Origin of the sequence: Flavobacterium sp. P21, from assembly GCF_050632225.1 — a bacterium.
Classification (GTDB): domain Bacteria; phylum Bacteroidota; class Bacteroidia; order Flavobacteriales; family Flavobacteriaceae; genus Flavobacterium.
The window spans coordinates 2,794,908-2,814,076 of record NZ_CP192585.1 but is presented as its reverse complement, the minus strand read 5'-3'; the positions used below and the strand labels follow the sequence as shown (position 1 = coordinate 2,814,076).

At 35.0% G+C, this 19,169-nt stretch carries 16 protein-coding genes and 5 pseudogenes; 19 read left to right on the top strand and 2 right to left on the bottom strand.

Annotation, left to right across the window (positions count from 1 at the left end):
• Window positions 1-122: 122 nt before the first annotated feature.
• The 7 genes and pseudogenes from ACQ9BO_RS13960 to ACQ9BO_RS13930 all read left to right on the top strand — a co-directional run.
• Window positions 123-281, top strand: a pseudogene (locus ACQ9BO_RS13960) (hypothetical protein); the annotation flags it as partial.
• 716 nt (window positions 282-997) lie between these two features.
• Window positions 998-1,177: pseudogene (locus ACQ9BO_RS13955) on the top strand (two-component regulator propeller domain-containing protein); the annotation flags it as partial.
• A 108-nt stretch (window positions 1,178-1,285) separates the two neighbouring features.
• Window positions 1,286-1,684 (top strand): hypothetical protein, encoded by a 399-nt coding sequence (locus ACQ9BO_RS13950; RefSeq protein ID WP_431245227.1) that lies wholly within the window; start codon window positions 1,286-1,288, stop codon window positions 1,682-1,684.
• 112 nt (window positions 1,685-1,796) lie between these two features.
• A pseudogene (locus tag ACQ9BO_RS13945) lies at window positions 1,797-1,853 on the top strand (two-component regulator propeller domain-containing protein); the annotation flags it as partial.
• A 15-nt stretch (window positions 1,854-1,868) separates the two neighbouring features.
• Window positions 1,869-4,049 carry a hybrid sensor histidine kinase/response regulator transcription factor gene (locus ACQ9BO_RS13940; protein ID WP_431241210.1) on the top strand — a complete coding sequence of 727 codons (2,181 nt, stop codon included), beginning with the start codon at window positions 1,869-1,871 and terminating at the stop codon, window positions 4,047-4,049.
• A 272-nt stretch (window positions 4,050-4,321) separates the two neighbouring features.
• Window positions 4,322-5,059 (top strand): bifunctional helix-turn-helix transcriptional regulator/GNAT family N-acetyltransferase, encoded by a 738-nt coding sequence (locus ACQ9BO_RS13935; RefSeq protein ID WP_431241209.1) that lies wholly within the window; start codon window positions 4,322-4,324, stop codon window positions 5,057-5,059.
• A 280-nt stretch (window positions 5,060-5,339) separates the two neighbouring features.
• A pseudogene (locus ACQ9BO_RS13930) lies at window positions 5,340-6,621 on the top strand (acetyl-CoA C-acetyltransferase).
• 148 nt (window positions 6,622-6,769) lie between these two features.
• On the opposite strand, the gene ACQ9BO_RS13925 reads toward ACQ9BO_RS13930, so the two are convergent.
• Window positions 6,770-7,381: an FMN-dependent NADH-azoreductase gene (locus tag ACQ9BO_RS13925; protein ID WP_431241208.1), complete on the bottom strand. Its 612-nt coding sequence runs from the start codon at window positions 7,379-7,381 to the stop codon at window positions 6,770-6,772.
• A gap of 107 nt (window positions 7,382-7,488) precedes the next feature.
• On the opposite strand from ACQ9BO_RS13925, the gene ACQ9BO_RS13920 reads away from it, so the two are divergent.
• From ACQ9BO_RS13920 to ACQ9BO_RS13890, 7 genes and pseudogenes are all read left to right on the top strand, one after another.
• Window positions 7,489-7,860, top strand: a complete 372-nt coding sequence (locus ACQ9BO_RS13920; RefSeq protein WP_320567172.1) for a winged helix-turn-helix transcriptional regulator — start codon at window positions 7,489-7,491, stop codon at window positions 7,858-7,860.
• A gap of 150 nt (window positions 7,861-8,010) precedes the next feature.
• Window positions 8,011-9,165, top strand: coding sequence for a PQQ-dependent sugar dehydrogenase (locus tag ACQ9BO_RS13915; RefSeq protein ID WP_431241207.1), 1,155 nt, complete (start codon window positions 8,011-8,013; stop codon window positions 9,163-9,165).
• Window positions 9,050-10,825, top strand: coding sequence for a carbohydrate-binding protein (locus ACQ9BO_RS13910; RefSeq protein ID WP_431241206.1), 1,776 nt, complete (start codon window positions 9,050-9,052; stop codon window positions 10,823-10,825). The genes ACQ9BO_RS13915 and ACQ9BO_RS13910 overlap by 116 nt, the downstream gene beginning before the upstream one ends.
• A 242-nt stretch (window positions 10,826-11,067) precedes the next feature.
• Window positions 11,068-12,975, top strand: a pseudogene (locus ACQ9BO_RS13905) (fumarate reductase/succinate dehydrogenase flavoprotein subunit).
• Window positions 12,976-13,065: 90 nt separating this feature from the next.
• Entirely contained in the window at window positions 13,066-13,812 is a 747-nt protein-coding gene (locus ACQ9BO_RS13900) for a succinate dehydrogenase/fumarate reductase iron-sulfur subunit (protein WP_431241205.1), read from the top strand.
• A 105-nt stretch (window positions 13,813-13,917) separates the two neighbouring features.
• On the top strand, window positions 13,918-14,601 hold the full coding sequence (locus ACQ9BO_RS13895; protein ID WP_431241204.1) for a sulfatase-like hydrolase/transferase: 684 nt from the start codon (window positions 13,918-13,920) through the stop codon (window positions 14,599-14,601).
• Window positions 14,592-15,380, top strand: coding sequence for a sulfatase-like hydrolase/transferase (locus tag ACQ9BO_RS13890; protein WP_431241203.1), 789 nt, complete (start codon window positions 14,592-14,594; stop codon window positions 15,378-15,380). Before ACQ9BO_RS13895 ends, ACQ9BO_RS13890 begins: the two co-directional genes overlap by 10 nt.
• A 141-nt stretch (window positions 15,381-15,521) precedes the next feature.
• Here the strand turns inward: ACQ9BO_RS13890 and ACQ9BO_RS13885 are convergent, their stop codons facing one another.
• Window positions 15,522-16,271 carry a 4-hydroxy-tetrahydrodipicolinate reductase gene (locus ACQ9BO_RS13885; RefSeq protein WP_431241202.1) on the bottom strand — a complete coding sequence of 250 codons (750 nt, stop codon included), beginning with the start codon at window positions 16,269-16,271 and terminating at the stop codon, window positions 15,522-15,524.
• 412 nt (window positions 16,272-16,683) lie between these two features.
• Between ACQ9BO_RS13885 and ACQ9BO_RS13880 the strand changes: the two genes are divergently transcribed.
• From ACQ9BO_RS13880 to ACQ9BO_RS13860, 5 genes are all read left to right on the top strand, one after another.
• Window positions 16,684-17,118 carry a DUF1810 domain-containing protein gene (locus ACQ9BO_RS13880; RefSeq protein WP_431241201.1) on the top strand — a complete coding sequence of 145 codons (435 nt, stop codon included), beginning with the start codon at window positions 16,684-16,686 and terminating at the stop codon, window positions 17,116-17,118.
• 278 nt (window positions 17,119-17,396) lie between these two features.
• The gene (locus ACQ9BO_RS13875; protein ID WP_431241200.1) at window positions 17,397-17,900 is read left to right on the top strand and encodes a sigma factor; all 504 of its coding nucleotides are present in this window, start codon (window positions 17,397-17,399) and stop codon (window positions 17,898-17,900) included.
• Between the two features lie 165 nt (window positions 17,901-18,065).
• Window positions 18,066-18,752, top strand: a complete 687-nt coding sequence (locus ACQ9BO_RS13870; RefSeq protein WP_431241199.1) for a hypothetical protein — start codon at window positions 18,066-18,068, stop codon at window positions 18,750-18,752.
• Window positions 18,686-18,898 (top strand): hypothetical protein, encoded by a 213-nt coding sequence (locus ACQ9BO_RS13865; protein WP_431241198.1) that lies wholly within the window; start codon window positions 18,686-18,688, stop codon window positions 18,896-18,898. The genes ACQ9BO_RS13870 and ACQ9BO_RS13865 overlap by 67 nt, the downstream gene beginning before the upstream one ends.
• The gene (locus ACQ9BO_RS13860; RefSeq protein ID WP_431245120.1) at window positions 18,889-19,167 is read left to right on the top strand and encodes a FecR domain-containing protein; all 279 of its coding nucleotides are present in this window, start codon (window positions 18,889-18,891) and stop codon (window positions 19,165-19,167) included. Before ACQ9BO_RS13865 ends, ACQ9BO_RS13860 begins: the two co-directional genes overlap by 10 nt.
• The last annotated feature ends 2 nt before the right edge of the window (window positions 19,168-19,169 follow it).

Genomic DNA, 19,169 nt, shown 5'->3' with positions numbered 1-19,169 from the left:
TCAATATCTCTCTCAAATGATTCAAATTGTAGAAAAAAGGTCAGAAAATACGAGGCTTGCAACATTTGGTAGAATATTGAGACGATTTGAAGAAATTTATTTTTTTATAAAAAAACATAACAATGCGTAAATTCTTTCTTTTTACATTTTTATTACTTTTTTCTATAAATTTTATTCAGGCTCAGGAATATTATTTTAAACATTTTCAAGTTGAAGAAGGATTGTCTAACAACACGGTAATTACATCAACTCAAGATGAAGATGGTTTTATGTGGTTTGGAACGAAAGATGGACTGAACAGATTTGACGGCTATCGTTTTAAAACTTACAGAAGCCAATCTGACCCAATTAACAGCCTCGGAAGCAACTACATACAATCAATTCATGCTTTTAACGGCATTATTTGGGTAGGAACTGACAAAGGTTTGTATCAATACAATAAAAAAACAGATCATTTTACAGTCTTGAATGAAGCCATAAATGATCGTATCAACGATATCAATCATGATAAAAAGGGAAATATTTGGTTTGTTTCTGGAAATATCCTTTATAAATATTCGCCGAGCAAAAAAGAAACTAAAACTTTTAATCCGAATAAATATTTTGTTACAACTTCTATTTGCCGTGATGAAAATGGCGAAATCTGGGCTTCTTCTTTAAATAAATTATATCATTATTCAGAGGAAAGTCTTTCGTTTGAAAGCATGAACATAAATCCGCCAGCTGATAAAGCCAATTTCAGAATTACGGTTGTCTACGCTTTAAATAAAAACAACATTCTGATTGGTACGCAAGATCATGGAGTTTTGGTTTATAATGTAAAAGATAAAACGACTTCAGTTTTGCAATTTTCAGGAAAAGAGCCCGTTTTTGTGCGTCAATTTAAAAAGAGAGGAAACGACGAAATCTGGATTGCGAGCGAATCTAGTGTTTATGTTTATGATTTGAAAACAAAAACGAGCATTAATCTGAAAAAAATTACAACGATCCATACGCCATTTCAGATAATGCGGCCTACTCTATTACCATTGATAAAGAAAACGGAATCTGGATTGGAACTTATTTCGGCGGAATTAATTATCATCAAAAACAATATACACAATTCAAAAAATATTTTCCGCAGAAAAATCAAAATTCCATCAGCGGAAGTGCAGTCAGAGAAATTCATAAAGATGATTATGGCGATTTATGGATTGGAACTGAAGATGCAGGCGTAAATCGTTTCAATCCGAAAACACAGCAATTTACTTCTTATCCTGTTTCGTATTACAATATTCACGCTTTAATGCCTCGAAAAGATAAAATTTGGGTCGGAACATTTGAACATGGTCTAGATGTTTTGGACCGAAATTCTGGAGCTGTCATAAAACATTACAGTGCCAATAATCCGGCTTCTGGACTGCACAGTAATTTTATTTTTTCTTTTTATGAAACTAAAAAGAAAGAACTGATTGTGATTACAACAATGGGCTTATATCGTTATGATGAACTGGAAGATAATTTTGACATTTTAAAAAATTTCCCCGAAACAACCCATTATACAACTTACAAAGAAGATCACGACGGAAATTGCTGGGCCGGAAGTTATCGCGACGGCTTGTTTTACTACAATCCAAAAACGCGAAAAAAGAAGTTTTTACCTATGATTATAAGAACCAAAATGGAATCAGCAATAATTCTATAAATCACATTTTTGAAGACAGTTCAAAAAATCTTTGGTTTGCGACTGAAAACGGCCTGAATTTATTTGATAAAAAAGCAGAACGTTTAAGAAATTCACAACTAAAGATGGATTCCCGAGCAATGTTGTTTATTCAATATTAGAAGATAAAAGCAACAATTTATGGCTTACAACATCAAAAGGTTTGGTGAAATTTGGCCCTGATCACCAAAGCATAAAAATTTATACGACCGCAAACGGATTATTAAGCGATCAATTCAATTATGCATCTGCTTTTATGGACACAAATGGCGATATGTATTTTGGAAACCTGAACGGAATGATTAGCTTCAACCCAAAAAATTTCACCAAAAACAAATACACGCCTTCTATTTTTATTACCAATCTGCAAATCAACAATAAAGATATTGATGCCAATGAAAATGATTCGCCAATAAAACAATCTATTTCACATTTAGACGAATTAGAACTCAACAATAATCAATCGTCATTCAATCTAGAATTTGCGTCTTTGAATTACACTGCGCCAGAACTTACAGAATATTGGTACAAATTGGAAAATGTCAATAATGACTGGGTCTATTTGGGCAGAAACAATAAAGTTTTCTTTACTGAACTGGCGCCTGGTGATTATATTTTCAAAGTAAAATCATTAAATAGTTTTGGCGTTTGGAGTAAAGAAGTTGAATTAAAAATTAGAATTCTGCCTCCATTCTGGGCAAGTTCTTATGCTTATTTTTTCTATTTTCTGCTGATTTGTGGTTCGTTTTACTATATCATTCGTTATTCTCAAAATCTAACGCAGATTAAGAATAACCGCAAAATAAAACATCTGAACGACGAAAAAGAGAAAGAAATCTATCAGGCAAAAATTGATTTTTTTACCAATGTTGCACACGAAATCAGAACGCCTTTAACGCTTATTAAAGGCCCTTTGGAAAAATTGCTGATCATGGAATACCAATCGCCAGAAGTGCCTCAGAATCTTTCTATAATGAAGAAAAATACTTCGCGTTTATTAAAATTGGTAAACGAATTGCTGGATTTTAGAAAATCTGAAATCGGAGGGCTTAAACTTACTTTTGTTGAAGCGAATATTTCGTCGATTGTACGAAATCTACATTTAAGATTTACGCCATTAATTGAAGAGAAAGAGATTGATTTTGAATTAGAATTAGGCGAAAAAGACATTTTTGCTTTTGTGGATAAGGAAGCTTTCAAAAAAATCCTAAGCAATTTAATTAGTAATGCTATAAAATATTCCAAAGAAAAAGTTTCCATTTCGCTTTTTAGAGATGATAAAAAACTAACTTTAATTGTCAAAAATGATGGAAATCTGATTCCGTTTCAACTGAAAGACAAGATTTTCGAACCCTTTTTCAGAGTCGACAATATGGATAATACTTCGGGAACCGGAATTGGGCTTTCGCTTGCACATTCGCTTACACAGCTTCACAACGGCAATCTGCAATTGATTGCTGATCCTAAATTAAATATTTTCGAACTTGTTGTGCCATTGCATCAAGAAGAAGAATTCATGCTTTATACGGAAACCGAAAAAGAAGCAAATGAGGCTGATTTTGAAAAAACAGAATTGGAAACAAAACTTGAAAAACCTCAAATTTTGGTTGTAGAAGATAATCTTGATCTTTTAAATTTCATTACTTCAGAATTGGCTTCAACATATACCATTTTAAAAGCTGAAGATGGCGAAAAAGCATTGAAAATAATTCATAATCAAAACATTCAGCTTGTAATAAGCGATGTTTCCATGCCAATTATGGACGGAATTACGATGTGTAAAGAGATTAAAACAAATCTTGAAACGAGTCATATTCCGGTCATTTTATTGACGGCCAAAAACTCGCTGAAATCGCAGATTGATGGTCTAGAAGTTGGCGCAGATGCTTATGTGGCTAAACCTTTTTCGATGGATTATTTAAAAGTTCAAGCCAATAATCTGATTGAAAACAGAAAGCAGATTATGAATTATTATGCAAGTTCACCGCTTTCGCATATCAAAAGCATCGCGCACAATAAAACAGATGAAAAATTCCTTAAAAAACTGGACGACGAAATCCTTAAAAACATTACAGATCCCGATTTAAGCGTAGAATCTCTGGCCGAAATCATGAATATGAGTCGCTCTACTCTGTATCGAAAAATCAAAGATTTATCTAATTTGAGTCCGAATGAGCTGATTAATCTTGTTCGTCTAAAACGCGCCGCAGAATTGCTTTTGAACGAAAATTACAAAATGTATGAAATCGCCGAAATGGTGGGTTATAAGTCGCAGACGAGCTTTGGAAGAAATTTTCAAAAGCATTTTTCAATGTCGCCTTCAGATTATATTGCGATGAATAAATAAATTAGATAATGTGTCAATTTGATAATTAGATAATTATTGGTTTGTGTAAATCCTTTTTCAAAATGCGCTCTGTTATACGTTGCGAAGACGCACAGCAGTGCGTCTCTACGATATACTTTGTGTTGATATGTAATAATCCTCATTTTATACTGTAGAGACGCATTTCAATGCGTCTCCACATCGGATATCATTTTGTGTTAAAACAAAATATTTAGTTGACAAAAGCAACTAATTTCATATATTTGCATTATTCAATACAATATTTCAAATTTATGAACACAACAACTTCAAAAATTAGAAGTTTTAATCGCTTTTATACCGCACATTTAGACATATTAAGCCAACATTATCTTGATAGTGATTATTCACTTACAGAAGTCCGAATTCTGTACGAAATCAGTGAAAGCAAAACTATTACGGCACAAACAATTACCGAAATTCTGAATTTAGATAAAGGATACGTAAGCCGAATTATAAAACGCTTTTTAAAAGAAAACATCATTTTAAAAGTTGCTTCATCAGAAGACAAACGTGCTTTTAATATTGCACTCAGTAATTCGGGAAAGAAATTACTTCAATCCTTAAATAGTAAAGTAGAAAAACAGATTGAACATAAAATTGAAAATCTGAATTTCTTTGAAAAAGAGAATTTGCTCAATTCGATGCATACTATAAAAAACCTGTTATCTGAAAATAAACCTGTTAGAAGCGACATTACCTATCGCCACGAAATTAATCCAGGCGATATTGGTTATATTATTTATCTGCATGGATTTATTTACGGAAACGAATCTAATTTTTCGAACGAATTTGAAAAATACGTTATCAAAACTTTTTATAATTTCTTAGAAACATATTCGGCAGAAAATGACCGCATTTGGATGGCTGAATACAACAATAAAATTGTAGGTTGCATTGCAATTCAGCATCAAACAAACAATGAAGCACAATTAAGATGGTTTCTACTAGATCCAACTTTTAGAGGATTGGGAATTGGAAAAAACTTCTAACTGATGCCGTAGATTTTTGCAGAGAGAAGAAATTTAAAAATGTTTTTCTGCTTACTACAAGCATGCAAGATACCGCTTTGGAAATGTATAAAAAAGCAGGATTTACACTTACAGAATCTGTAGAAGTCACTCAATGGGGAAAAACTTTTAGAGATGAACGTTATGATCTTAAACTAGAATAACATTATTTTTCAAATTTCCTAATTGGCACATTTTCTAAATTATCTAATTATAACATTTTCTACCTATCTTTAATCTTCAAAACAAATCTAGTTTTAAGATGAACAATACCTCAACAATTAGAAAAGTCGCCATTGTTGGCTACAACCGAATTCCGTTTGCACGAGCAAATACTGCATATTCAAATGTTGGAAATCAAGAAATGATGACTGCGGCGTTAAACGGACTTATCGATAAATACAATTTAAAAGGACAGTTATTAGGCGAAGTGGCCGGAGGCGCTGTTGTCAAACATACCTACGACAACAATTTAATTAGAGAATGCGTAATGAAAACGTCGCTCAATCCTGCAACTCCAGCCTGCGATTTGCAACAGGCTTGCGACACCGGAATCGAAAGCGCCGTTTATATTGCCAATAAAATTGCACTTGGACAAATTGATTGCGGAATTGCAGGCGGTGTTGATTCCATCAGCGATATTCCGATGTCGGTGAGTGAAAATTTGAGAAAGATTTTATTAGAAGCCAGACAAGCAAAATCATTAAGTGGAAGAATCAAGAGTTTTCTAAAAATTCGCCCGAAAGATTTATCGCCTTTGGTTCCTCGAAATGAAGAATCCCAAACCGGACTTTCGATGGGCGGACATACTGAAATCACAGCAAAATATTATAAAATATCGAGAGAAGATCAAGATCAATTTGCATTGAATAGCCATTTGAAAATGGCAAAGGCCTATGACGAAGGCTTTTTTGATGATATGATTACGCCTTTCAACGGACTTGATAAAGACAACAATTTAAGAAAAGACAGTACAATTGAAAAACTGAGAAGCCTGAAACCTGCTTTTGATAAAACAAATGGAACATTAACCGCAGGAAATTCAACTCCGCTGACAGACGGAGCTTCATGCATACTTTTAGCCAGCGAAGAATGGGCAAAAGAGCAAGGACTTCCTGTTTTAGCTTATATAACATTTGCTGAAATTGCCGCAATAGAATATGTCAAAAAGCAACAAAATCTGTTATTAGCGCCTTTGTTTGCGGCTTCAAGAATGTTGGAAAAAGCAAATTTGAATCTCCAGGATTTTGATTATTATGAAATTCATGAAGCTTTTCTTGCGCAGACTTTGGCAACTTTAAAAATTTGGGAAAGTCCAGAATTAAGTGCCGAAATTGGCTTAAACAAAACGCTTGGCGCAATCGACAGAGAAAAGCTGAATGTAAAAGGAAGCAGTCTTGCAGCGGCACATCCTTTTGCTCGCAACCGGAGGCCGAATTATTGGGGTAATGGCTAAACTTCTGAATGAAAAAGGTTCAGGAAGAGGTTTTATATCCATTTGCGCCGCTGGCGGACAAGGCGTTACAATGATTATTGAGAAATAATCCAAAAATCGATATTATAAATCCTATTTTCGTTGGCAAACCCGACAGGTTTTAAAAACCTGTCGGGTTTATTTTATAAAATCTGATAAATCTGCTAAATCTGCGGGAGTAATTTTTTCACGCAGATTTGGCAGATTTTTTGATTTTCTTAAAAAGCAAATTCTTCAACAGAAGACAAAGCTTTTGGCAAAGCATTTTCGGCAAAATCAGGAATTGCTGTTCCTTCAACACGGAAAGTCGTAACATCTGTCATGCCTAAAAAACCAAATACGGTGCGCAAATACGATTCTGAGAAATCATAACTTTTATATGGTCCTTCAGAAAATATGGCTCCAGAAGCAATTGATAAATATACTTTTTTATCTGTAACCAATCCTTTTGGCCCTTCGGCACTATAACTAAAAGTCTTTCCTGCTCTGGCAATTTGGTCAATCCATCCTTTTAAAACTGCTGGAATTCCGAAATTGTACAAAGGCACTCCAATTACAATAACATCTGATTCTAATAACGTTTTTATTGCCGCATCAGAATATTTCAATGTTTCAGTTTGTTCTGGCGAATGCGCATCTTCAGGCGTATAAACGGCATTAATATGCGAACCCGTCAAATAAGGCAAAGGTGTTTTAGTAAGATCCAGTGTCTGAACTTCAGTTTCAGGATTTGATGCAGTTAATTTTTCAATAACGGCATTCGATAATTGATTACTAAACGAAGTATCTCCGTTGGTACTAGTAATTATGCGTAGAATTTTTTGGCTCATAATTTATATTGTTTGTTTTACAATACAAACTTATCTACATTTGCTATACATTTTATAGTACTATCCTCGAGGATAGCGCTATCATTGAGGATAGTAAAGCAATACGTATGAAAACAAAAGCCGAAATAACAAAAGAAATGGGTTGTGAACCAGAAGAATGTCTTGCCGCATTATTACCCGTAAGAGATGCATTAGAAGTTTTAAGCGGCAGATGGAAATTGCCTATTTTGATTGCATTATCAAACCGACCAAAACGATTCAAAGAGATTTCTAAAGATATAAACGGAATTACAGATAAAATGCTTTCTAAAGAGCTCAAAGATTTAGAAATGAATAAACTGGTTACTAGAACGGTTTATGATACTTTTCCGCCAACTGTTGAATATGCAAGAACTGAGCATAGCCATACTTTATATAATGTTATTGGAGCCTTAAACGAATGGGGAACTTTACATCGAAAAGAAATCATTGGCAAATAAGTAATTGTTAAATAAGTAATTAAGAGGAAAAAGATTAAATTTGGTTACCCAAATTTATTAATCCTATTAAATACTTATGAAAAAAACTTACAGGTCCGAATTAAAAAAAGGCGACAATTACTGCATTTATTTTGTGTTTTCATTTTATTGATGACCTCAAAATCCTACAGTCAGTACATTACACAAAATCTTGCTCCTACAGCAGTTATCAAAGAAGGACTTTCGTTGGAACAATCTTCTGATGGAAGAATTTTCATAGCAGAAAGAGGCGGTATTGTAAAAGTTTTTCAGAACAATGCTGTTTCTACCGTTTTTACCGTAAATACCGTTACAGACAATGAGCAAGGTCTACTTGGTTTGACTTTGCATCCAGATTTCGCCACAAACGGTTATATTTATGTTTTTTATTCAATCAATGACGGAACTGTCATCAGACATCGTATTGAAAGAATTAAAATCGATAATGCCAATCAGGTGGTCAACAGACAGGAAATTTTACTTTTAGAACCTATTGGCGGTGGTTTCCATAACGGAGGTGACTTAAAATTCTTTAACGGTTTTCTTTATGTAACTGTTGGTGACAGCCAGCAGAATACCAATTCTCAGGATTTGGACACATACAAAGGAAAAATCCTCAGACTTACAGAAAATGGACAGCCTGCACCTGGAAATCCATTTTATGGAAGCGGTTCTTTACAAAGACAAAGCATCTGGGTATATGGTTTTAGAAATCCTTGGAGACTGGTTCCGAATATAAAAGCCAATAAATTATTTGTTTTGGATGTGGGAACTTCCTGGGAAGAAATAAACGAAATCAGCAATCCTGCCATTCGCAATTATGCCTGGGGACATCCACAAGGAGGTGACGGAAAGCAGACAGAAACCAATTTATTTACCAATCCGATATTCACCTACGGAACAGGAACAATTGGTAATGCGTTGACCAATGGTGTATTATATAATCCGGATACACCACGTTATCCTAATCTTGAGGGCAAATTTATTATTAAGGATTTTGTTCGAAATGCCATACGCTCTTTTGACCCAAACATCACTGATCCCGTTTCTACAGAATTTTATTCGGCTCCACAACAGCAGGCTCTCGGAATGATGCTGGGCAATGACGGCTATATTTATTATTGCGCATACGGAAACAATGGCGCGCTTATTAAACTTGATTACATTGCAATTGCTCGCTCCTACTATTGTAAATCATCCACTTTCTCAATCCATAATGGAAACAAAACCTGTAACATTTACAGTTTCTGCCAGTGGTGTTGGACTTACTTATCAATGGCAGTATAACAATGCGAATATTAACGGTGCAACTGCCGCTAGTTATACAATTCCAAATGTTACTGCCGCAAATACAGGAAATTATCGCGTTATTGTGACAAATACCGCCGGAAATGTAATCAGCAATAATGCAGTTTTGACAGTAACTCCTTTTACGAATGCACCAACAGTTTCGATAGTTTCTCCTTTGCCTTCTTTAAAATGGAATGCTGAAGATATTGTCTATTTTGAAGCAACGGCATCAGATATTGAAGACGGCACATTACCTGCAAGCGCTTTTTCATGGAGTATAGATCTTTTTCATGAAGATATTCCGGGAGCCGGACATTCGCACCCAGGCGCAAGTCCGCAAGGCGTAAAATCTGGAAATTTTACAGCATCAAATCAAGGCGAAAAAACACCAAATGTCTGGTATCGTTTTACGGTAAAAGTAACAGATAGCAATGGTTTAACAGCTACGGCTTTTGTTGATATCAAACCTAATCTGGTTGATGTTACAGCGACTTCTTCGCCTGTACCACTTAATTTAGAATTTAATCAAAAAACAGTTACAGCGCCTTCAACAAAACAAGTTGTGGCAAACGCGGCTTTACAGACTTTAAATGCGCCAACTCCGCAATATATTGGAAATATCCGTTATGACTTTGATCACTGGAGTCAGGGCGGAACAGCCAATCAAACTTTTAAAGCTCCGGCAACAGGAACAATAACTTATACCGCTTTTTATACAGCAACTGAGCTTCAAAATGCACCTTATCAGGGAGTAGTGGCTCAGATTCCCGGTATTATTGAAGCCGAAAATTATGATGTTGGTCCTAATGCTTTTCTAGATAAAAATGGCGGTGGAGATACTGCATACAGAGCTGGTGACGGCGTTGGAACAGAAGTTTGTAATGAAGGCGGATTTAATCTGGCTTATGTAGCTAAAGATGAATGGCTGAAATATACCGCAAGAGTAAATACTACCGGAACTTATACTATTAATTTAAGAATCTCAACACCTTACAATACCCGAAAATTACATTTGGAAGTTGATGGCACAAATGTAACGGGTGTTGTGAACATTCCAAATACGGGAGGTTTTCAGGCTTGGCAGACTGTCGCTATTCCAAATATTACATTAACGCAGGGCGATCACGTTATTACTTTGTATTTTGATGAAAACGACATCAACGTCAATAAAATGGAATTTATTCTCATAGCGGGTACTGCGGCTCCTACTGCCGATTTTGAGTTTACACCTCAAATGGGTTGTACAAATACTGCTGTCACTTTTACTTCTGTTTCTGTCGGTACTGTAGATACTTATACTTGGAATTTTGGCGTAAATGCACAGCCTGCGACAGCAACAGGAATTGGTCCGCATTCTGTTATTTACAGTACAGAAGGTGATAAAGAAGTTTCTTTGACTGTAACTAATTCTGGCGGAAGCAATACTAAAGATGTTTCCTATATGGTTCATGATTGCCATCTTGGTGTAGAAAATCCAGATGAAGCATCAAATAAAATCATCGTTTTTCCAAATCCGTCTAAAGGAATTTTTCATTTATCTAAAGAAGTGGAATGGACAGTATTTTCTGTTTTGGGAACTAAAATCAAACAAGGCAAAGGAAATCTGATTTCGATCTCTGAACATGCTCGCAGGAATTTATTTCATCAAAACAAATGAAACCAGCAAAGCGATACCAATCTGCAAGCAATAAATTTTAGAAAATAATTATAAACCCGCATAACCCCAAAAAAAGGTTTTGTGGGTTTGTTTTTTTATTTCGGCCATAAAAAACACTTTATAAAATGAAGTTTAAATTTTGACAAATTATTCGTAATTAAATAATTTATAGTAAATTAGAGTGCCCTTACAATTTCGATTTCTTTAAAATTTTGTCTCAATTATTTTAAACAGCTGAAAGAATGGAATCAAAAATACCCGAAGGACCTCTTGCCGATAAATGGAGTAATTACAAAGCTAAAGCCAAACTTGTGAACCCTGCCAACAGAAAAAAACTAACTGTTATCGTGGTAGGAACCGGACTAGCTGGCGCTTCTTGCGCGGCTTCATTGGCAGAACAAGGCTATAATATCAAATCTTTCTGTTTTCAAGATTCTGCCAGAAGAGCGCATTCTGTGGCAAGCACAGGGAGGTGTAAATGCCGCCAAAAACTACAAAAATGACGGCGACAGTACTTTTAGAATGTTTTATGACACCATAAAAGGTGGTGATTTCAGATCTCGCGAAGCCAATGTATATCGCTTGGCAGAATGTTCTGTAGCTTTAATAGATCACGCTGTAGCTCAAGGCGTGCCTTTTGCAAGAGAATATGCAGGTTATCTGAATAATCGATCTTTTGGTGGCGTTCAGGTTTCAAGAACTTTTTATGCACGCGGACAAACGGGACAACAGCTTTTGCTAGGAGCTTATCAAGGCCTTCTTCGACAGGTTTCGCTTGGAAAAGTAGATTTACATACACGACACGAAATGCTGGAATTAGTTATCATTGATGGAAAAGCAAAAGGCATTATTGCAAGAAATCTTGAAACTGGAAAATTAGAACGTCATGCCGCCGATGCTGTTGTTCTCGCTTCTGGTGGCTACGGAAAAGTATATTATCTCTCCACTTTGGCAATGGGTTGCAATAGTTCTGCCGTGTGGAGGGCGCACAAAAAAGGCGCTTATATGGCCGGTGTGAGCTGGATTCAATTTCATCCTACTTCTCTGCCACAACACGGTGAAAATCAGTCTAAATTAACTCTAATGTCGGAATCGCTTCGAAATGACGGGCGCATCTGGGTTCCGAAAACTGCAAATGATGACAGAAATGCCAATGCAATTCCCGAAGAAGAACGCGATTATTATTTAGAACGCAAATATCCGTCATTTGGAAATTTGGCTCCGCGAGATATTTCGTCAAGAGCCGCAAAAGAAAGAATTGATGCCGGACATGGCGTTGGCCCAATGAAAAATGCTATTTATTTAGATTTTTCTGATGCCATCAAAGCACAAGGAAAAGATAAAATAGAAGCCAAATACAGCAATCTTTTTGCCATGTATGAAAAGATTACCGGAATAAACGCCTACAAAGAACCTATGCTTATTTCTCCTTCTGCACATTTCACAATGGGTGGCCTTTGGGTTGATTATGAATTAATGACCACAATTCCTGGTTTATTTGCTTTAGGCGAAGCCAATTTTGCCGATCATGGCGCAAATCGTCTGGGCGCAAACTCATTGCCGCAGGCTTGTGTAGATGGCTATTTTATAGCACCTTATACGATTCCGAATTATTTAGCTGGTGAATTAAATGCTACAAAATTTGATACTTCACATCCCGCTTTTGAGGAAGCTGAAAATGCTGTAAGAAGACAATTAGATCGTTTTTTGCATACTAACGGATCGCTTTCTGCCGATTATTTTCATAAAAAAATTGGACGCCTTCTGTATGAAAAATGCGGTCTTTCGCGAAGCAGAAAAAACTGGAAGAAGCTTTAATCGAAATTCGTGAACTCAAAGCTTCATTTGAAAAAGATCTCAGAATTACTGGCGATAACACTTTAAACAGTGAACTGGAAAAAGCAGGAAGAATTGCCGATTATATAGAATTAGCCGAACTAATGTGTTATGATGCATTACAGCGCGAAGAATCCTGTGGCGCACATTTTAGAGAAGAATACCAAACTCCCGATGGAGAAGCTGTTAGAAATGACGAAGAATTCTGCTACGTTTCGGCCTGGGAATGGAAAGGATTAAACAACAAGCCTGAACTTCACAAAGAACCATTAACATTTGAGTCAGTTGAGCTCGCAGTGAGAAGCTATAAATAAATGGTGAATTGTTAATTGTAAATTATTAATTAACAATTCATAACTCATAACTCATAACTCATAATTCATAATTCATAATTAACAATTACTATGAAACTTTATCTAAAAATTTGGCGGCAGTTTGATGCATCATCAAAAGGAGAAATGACAGATTATGAAATTGATGGAGTTTCAGAACATATGTCTTTCCTAGAAATGTTGGATTTATTGAATGAATCTTTAATTAAACAAGGCGAACGCGTCATTGAGTTTGATCACGACTGCCGTGAAGGGATTTGCGGACAATGTGGTGTAATGATTAACGGAAGAGCTCATGGTCCTTTAAAAAACACTACAACCTGCCAACTTCATATGCGAAGTTTTAAAGATGGCGACACGATTTATATTGAACCTTTTCGAGCAAAAGCTTTTCCCGTATTGCGCGACTTGAAAATTAACCGTTCTTCATTTGACTCTATAATTTCTTCCGGTGGCTATATTGGCGCGTCAACAGGTCAGGCACCTGAAGCAAACAGTATTCCTATATCTTATGAAACTGCCGAAGCTTCTTTTGATGCTGCGGCCTGTATTGGTTGTGGCGCTTGCGTTGCGACCTGCAAAAATGCGAGTGCGGCTTTGTTTGTTGGTGCAAAAGTCACGCACTTGGCTTTGCTTCCACAAGGAAAAATTGAAGCTTCTAAAAGAGTTTTATCGATGGTAAAACAAATGGATGAAGAAGGTTTTGGAGCTTGTTCTGATACGAGAGCCTGCGAAATAGAATGTCCACAGGGAATTTCGGTACTTTCTATTGCAAAAATGAACTATGAATATACTAAGGCACTACTTTTAAAGAAATAACAATTTTCCTCTTATTTAGGAAAAAGAATTTTCTCAAGCAGAATAGTTTCCCGTTTTGCTAATTATATTTGTATGCCACTATCCAAATTAATTACCATGCAAATCATGAGAAAAAGTCTAGCCTTATTTTTACTATTCCTTTCTTTTTTCAATTTTAGAATTACCGCTCAAAACAAGAAATCGGATTCAAAACCAAATATCGTAATCATCAATATGGATGATATGGGTTATGGCGACACAGAACCTTATGGAATGACGGGAATTCCTACGCCGCATTTTAATCAGATTGCTCAAGAAGGAACTCGGTTTACAAATTTTAATGCTGGTCAGGCTATTTGTACTGCCTCAAGAGCCGCTTTGCTTACAGGCTGTTATCCTAACCGAATAGGAATGTCTGGTGTATTACTTCCGGGCGCAAAACACGCTCTTAATCCAAAGGAAGAAACCATTGCTTCAATGCTTAAAAAAGTGGGTTATAAAACCGCTAATTACGGCAAATGGCATTTAGGAAACGAAATGCCTTACTGGCCAACAAATTATGGTTTTGACGAGTTTTATGGAATTCCGTATTCACATGATGTGTGGCCGATTGATTATGATGGTTATTCATTAGTTACAGATCCAAAAGATATGCGTTCGAGCTTTCCTCCTCTTCCTCTTATTAATAATACCAAAGTAATCGACACTATTCGAAATATTAAGGAAGCTTCAAAATTAACCACTCTTTTTACTGAAAAAGCTGTTGGTTTTATCAAAAAGAATAAAAAAATCCATTCTTTTTGTACTTGACGCATCCTTTGCCACATGCTCCTTTAGCGGTTTCAGATAAGTTTAAAGGAAAAAGTGAACTAGGCCTTTTTGGCGATGTTATTATGGAAATTGATTGGTCTATTGGAGAAATTTTAAAAACATTAGAAAAAGAAGGAATTTCTAAAAATACGGTTCTAATTATTACAAGCGATAATGGTCCTTGGCTTGTTTTTGGTGACAATGCCGGTTCTTCCGGCGGTTTTAGAGAAGGAAAATCAACAACTTGGGAAGGTGGTACAAGAGTTCCGTTTTTGATTCGCTGGCCCGGAAAAATTGAAGCCGGAATGGTAAACAGTTCTCTTTTTACTAATATGGATCTTCTGCCTACAATTGCATCAATTACAGGTGCTTCGGCGCCAGAAAATAAAATTGATGGCTTAAATTTTCTTCCTCTTTTAACTGGAAAAACGGATAAAGGTCCGCGAGATACCTTTTATTATTATTTTGGAGTTGGGAGCAATAATCTGGAAGCCATTCGCTATAAACATTGGAAACTAGTATTTCCGCATAAGGGAACAACTTATAACAAAAATTTACCAGGAAAAGATGGTTTTAGAGGCAAAGGCGCAATTGCAGAAGTTCCAATGGCGCTTTACGATTTAGCACACGATCCTGGTGAAATACGAGATGTACAAGAATTATATCCTGAAATCGTTCAGCAGATTCAAAAAATAGCCGAAACTGCACGAGAAGATCTTGGCGATGATTTAACCCATCAAACGGGGAAGAATATTAGAAAACCTGCAAGTGTCAATTAAATCTTTGTAAAAAGAGGTATTAGAAAATGAAATGTGAAAATCTCTCGCAAAGTCGCAAATTTTTGTTAAATAAAATTTAAGCATTATTTACTAAAAACTTTGCGACTTTGCGACTTCACGAGATTAAAACCTTCACCACAATTAAACAGCAAAATAAGGCGATAAAATATCTTCAAAATTATAAAGGCCTCTTTTCTTGTCCTTTAAGTTTTCGGCGACAAAAACGACTCCATTTCCAAAAGCTTCCCTAGAAATTGATTCGTGAATTAAGCGAACGGTTTGATACGGGAATCCAAAAATAACTTCATGTTTGCCAACTATTCCACCTGCTCTTACAGAATTTATATTCTCTTTTTCAATATCCAAAGCTTCTGCAATTTTTACTGCTGTTCCTGAAGTCCCCATTTTCTTTTTAAAATGTTCCTCATTGACCTCAATATCAACCCAAGGCGCAATTTTCTTTAAAAATTTTGCGGCAAACAATAAATAATTTACTCCTAAAGTGATATTTGGTGACCAAAAAACGGTTGTTTTGTTAGATAATTTTTTGAGTAGCGTTAATTCTTTTTCCTCATAATGTGAGATAGCAGAAATGATTTTTACATTTTTCTGAGCCGCAAATTCGCCATAAGCATAAATACCCTCATTTGAAGAAAAATCGATAATAGCATCAACCGGATGCTTTTCTAATAATTCTTCGACCTTTGTATTTGCACTCGAATAAATTAGTCCAGGTTCTTCTGATTCGATTCCTAAAAATTCAGAAACTGACCTGTGTTCTAAAACATTGCTTTGTCTTAAAACCCATTCAAGTGAGAATTTTTTGTTTTCTAGCAATACTGATGCAACTGATTTTCCAGTTTTCCCGAATCCGATTAGTCCTATTTTCATATATTTTTTAATTTTTGGACGAAATGCCCGTTAGCAGAAATTGGCATTTTATTGAAATGAATGCCGAATAAAAATGATAATTAATAAAACTGTTAATTATCGTCTTTTGCTAAAATAAAAAAAATAGTACAGGAATGCCATCAAAATTTTCCTTATTACACAACGAAAGAAGTACTTAATAAGAATAATATTGCTAAATTGATTTTTCGCTCTAAATTCATTTTTTAATTATTGTTTTCTAAAAGTCATCTTTTTTAACAATCTCTAAATCGTAGACAGGATAAGCCTTACATAATTATATTTCTGTTATTTCTTTAAAAATTAAGAGTAAAAAAAGTGATTTTCAAGTGTACCACTAAACATATTTTCAGTAGTTTTATCTCGTGATTGTCCCAAACAAAATCAGCATATAATGGCCTACAATAAGAATGAATTAATGCGTTTTTTAGACGCACAAAATAAGCTTTACCTATCAGCGCTGGCTGAAATTAAAAACGGTAAAAAAGAATCTCCTTGGATGTGGTTTGTTTTTCCACAAATTAAAGGATTGGGTTCCTGCGATACTTCAAAATTTTATGAAATAAAAAATGCCGATGAAGCTATTGCCTTTTTAGAACATCCAATTCTTGGAAAACATCTTATTGAAATTACTTCGGAATTGATAAAAAATGAAGAAAAAACGGCAGAAGAAATTTTTGGAAACCCTGATGACGAAAAACTTCAGTCTTGTCTGACACTATTTGCCAGCATTCAAAACACCGAACCTGTATTTCAAGAAGCACTCCATAAGTATTTCGATGGATCCTCAGATTTTCATACACTGCAATTGCTTTACAGTAATTTATAATATTCTTTAACCGCCAAGCACACAAAGGTTTACGCAAAGTTCGCAAAATTTTTACGCAATGCTTTGCGAACTTTGCGCTTTTATTAAGCTCATTACATAAAAATTCTTTGCGTGCTTTGTGGTTAAATAAACCAATTCTGAATAAATTTTGATGAAACAATCTTTATTTTAATTTTATTTAGAATTAATATAAATAAACTTTTATATTTGCCGCTTTCTGAGAAAATCCCAGAAGGCTGAATCCTATATTTACTATTGTTTTCCAAATAAAATATCCTTTGATAAATACTACCAGCAGTTATGAACTAAACCTTTTCCATTCTTTTAAAAATGGAGACGAAACTGCATTCAAGTATTTCTACGACAAATATTTCAGAAGAATACAATCTTTTAACTTCCAATTTATTCACGATCAGGATGAAGCCGAAAATCTTGCTCAGGAAGCTTTATTGCATTTATGGCAAAGTAGGGAAAGCGTAGATTCTATAAATGGAATTCAGGCTTTCTTATTTACATACTCCAAATCAAAATGTCTGAATCTAATCCGTCATAACAAAGTGAAGGATAAATTCAAAAATGACCTGCTGAACCAAAAAGAAAGAGAGCTGGATATTGAAGTTTTAAATTCTATTCAGTTCGACACTTTAGAATTAACCGAATTAGAACGCATTATTCAAGAATCTATTGGTGATTTGCCAGCAAAAACGAGAGAAGTTTTTATAAAAAAGCGCTTCGAGAATAAAAAAATGCAGAAATCGCAGAAGAAATGGATGTTACCTTAAAAGCTGTCGAAGCCCATATGACAAAGGCTTTAAAGATTTTAAAAACTAAATTATCGGATTATTTGTTTATGATTTTTATCCTTATTTATAATAATTAAGGATAAAAGATAGGGTATTTTAATTCTGAAGTGTACTAACAATAGCGAATAGTTTTAAAACGCAAATATGACACCGGAAGTACTAAATAAATATCTTTCTAACGAAGCTTCAGAGCAAGAAGTTCAGGCACTTTTTGAATGGATTGAAGCATCAGAAGAAAATAAAAAACAATTTATAAACGCAAAGAAAGCTTGGGTTTTATCTGGACTTTCTGAAGATTTATCTATTGATTCAGTTCCGGTAATTCAAATCAAAGCAAAAAATAAAATCAGGCAGTATCTGCAGTATGTCGCTATCTTTTTAGTGTTTTTGAGCTTTGGAACCACTTTTTTCTTATTTAGTAAGGCAGATGAAACTTCAAAAGAAATTGTTCTTGCGCTTGGCGACGGCCGACTGGAATATTTTGGAGGAAAAAATCAGAGCAAAATTGTAAATGACAAAGGCGATTTAGTTGCTAAAAAATTTCCAGATCAAATCGTTTATTTTGGCAAAGTACAAGATGAGAACATCAATTACAATACTTTAAAAGTTCCGTACGGAAAACGCTTTAAAATACAGCTTTCAGATGGTACTGTTGTTAGCTTGAATTCGGGAACAACATTGCGTTATCCCGAGCAATTTGGCATGAACGGAAACAGAAATGTTTATTTAACAGGAGAAGCATTTTTGAAGTTGCCAAAGACAAAATGCATCCCTTTATCGTGCATGCAAATCAGACAAATATTGAAGTTCTTGGAACAATATTTAATGTGAGTGCCTATCCTGAAAATCCAACCGTCAATAGTACCTTGATTGAAGGAAGCGTTCAAATATCTGAAGCTGTCAATCCTGCAAATTCGATTTTGCTTAAACCAAACCAAATGGCGACTTGGCAGAATAATTCAAAAAAATCATCCTAAAAGAAGTTGAGCCAGCCTTTTATGTTGCCTGGACAAAAGGTGAACTTGCTTTTAAGGATACTCCATTTTCTACAATCGCTAAAATTATTCAGCGTACTTATGACGTTGAAATTGTCAATGAAAATTCTGATTTGGCCAGACAGAATTTTACCGGTACAATAAAAATAAGCGAATCTAGTGTCGAGAACATTTTAGACCTGCTAAAACGCGACACGCCTTTTAATTATTCAATTGAACAAAAAACCATTACAATTACCAATCCGCGATAAAT

Coding starts and splice junctions, on each gene's coding strand:
- ACQ9BO_RS13950 (WP_431245227.1), top strand. CDS start 1,286: ATGCCTCGAAAAGATAAAATTTGGGTCGGAACATTTGAACATGGTCTA.
- ACQ9BO_RS13935 (WP_431241209.1), top strand. CDS start 4,322: ATGAACACAACAACTTCAAAAATTAGAAGTTTTAATCGCTTTTATACC.
- ACQ9BO_RS13925 (WP_431241208.1), bottom strand. CDS start 7,381: ATGAGCCAAAAAATTCTACGCATAATTACTAGTACCAACGGAGATACT.
- ACQ9BO_RS13920 (WP_320567172.1), top strand. CDS start 7,489: ATGAAAACAAAAGCCGAAATAACAAAAGAAATGGGTTGTGAACCAGAA.
- ACQ9BO_RS13915 (WP_431241207.1), top strand. CDS start 8,011: ATGACCTCAAAATCCTACAGTCAGTACATTACACAAAATCTTGCTCCT.
- ACQ9BO_RS13900 (WP_431241205.1), top strand. CDS start 13,066: ATGAAACTTTATCTAAAAATTTGGCGGCAGTTTGATGCATCATCAAAA.
- ACQ9BO_RS13895 (WP_431241204.1), top strand. CDS start 13,918: ATGAGAAAAAGTCTAGCCTTATTTTTACTATTCCTTTCTTTTTTCAAT.
- ACQ9BO_RS13885 (WP_431241202.1), bottom strand. CDS start 16,271: ATGAAAATAGGACTAATCGGATTCGGGAAAACTGGAAAATCAGTTGCA.
- ACQ9BO_RS13880 (WP_431241201.1), top strand. CDS start 16,684: ATGGCCTACAATAAGAATGAATTAATGCGTTTTTTAGACGCACAAAAT.
- ACQ9BO_RS13870 (WP_431241199.1), top strand. CDS start 18,066: ATGACACCGGAAGTACTAAATAAATATCTTTCTAACGAAGCTTCAGAG.
- ACQ9BO_RS13865 (WP_431241198.1), top strand. CDS start 18,686: ATGCATCCCTTTATCGTGCATGCAAATCAGACAAATATTGAAGTTCTT.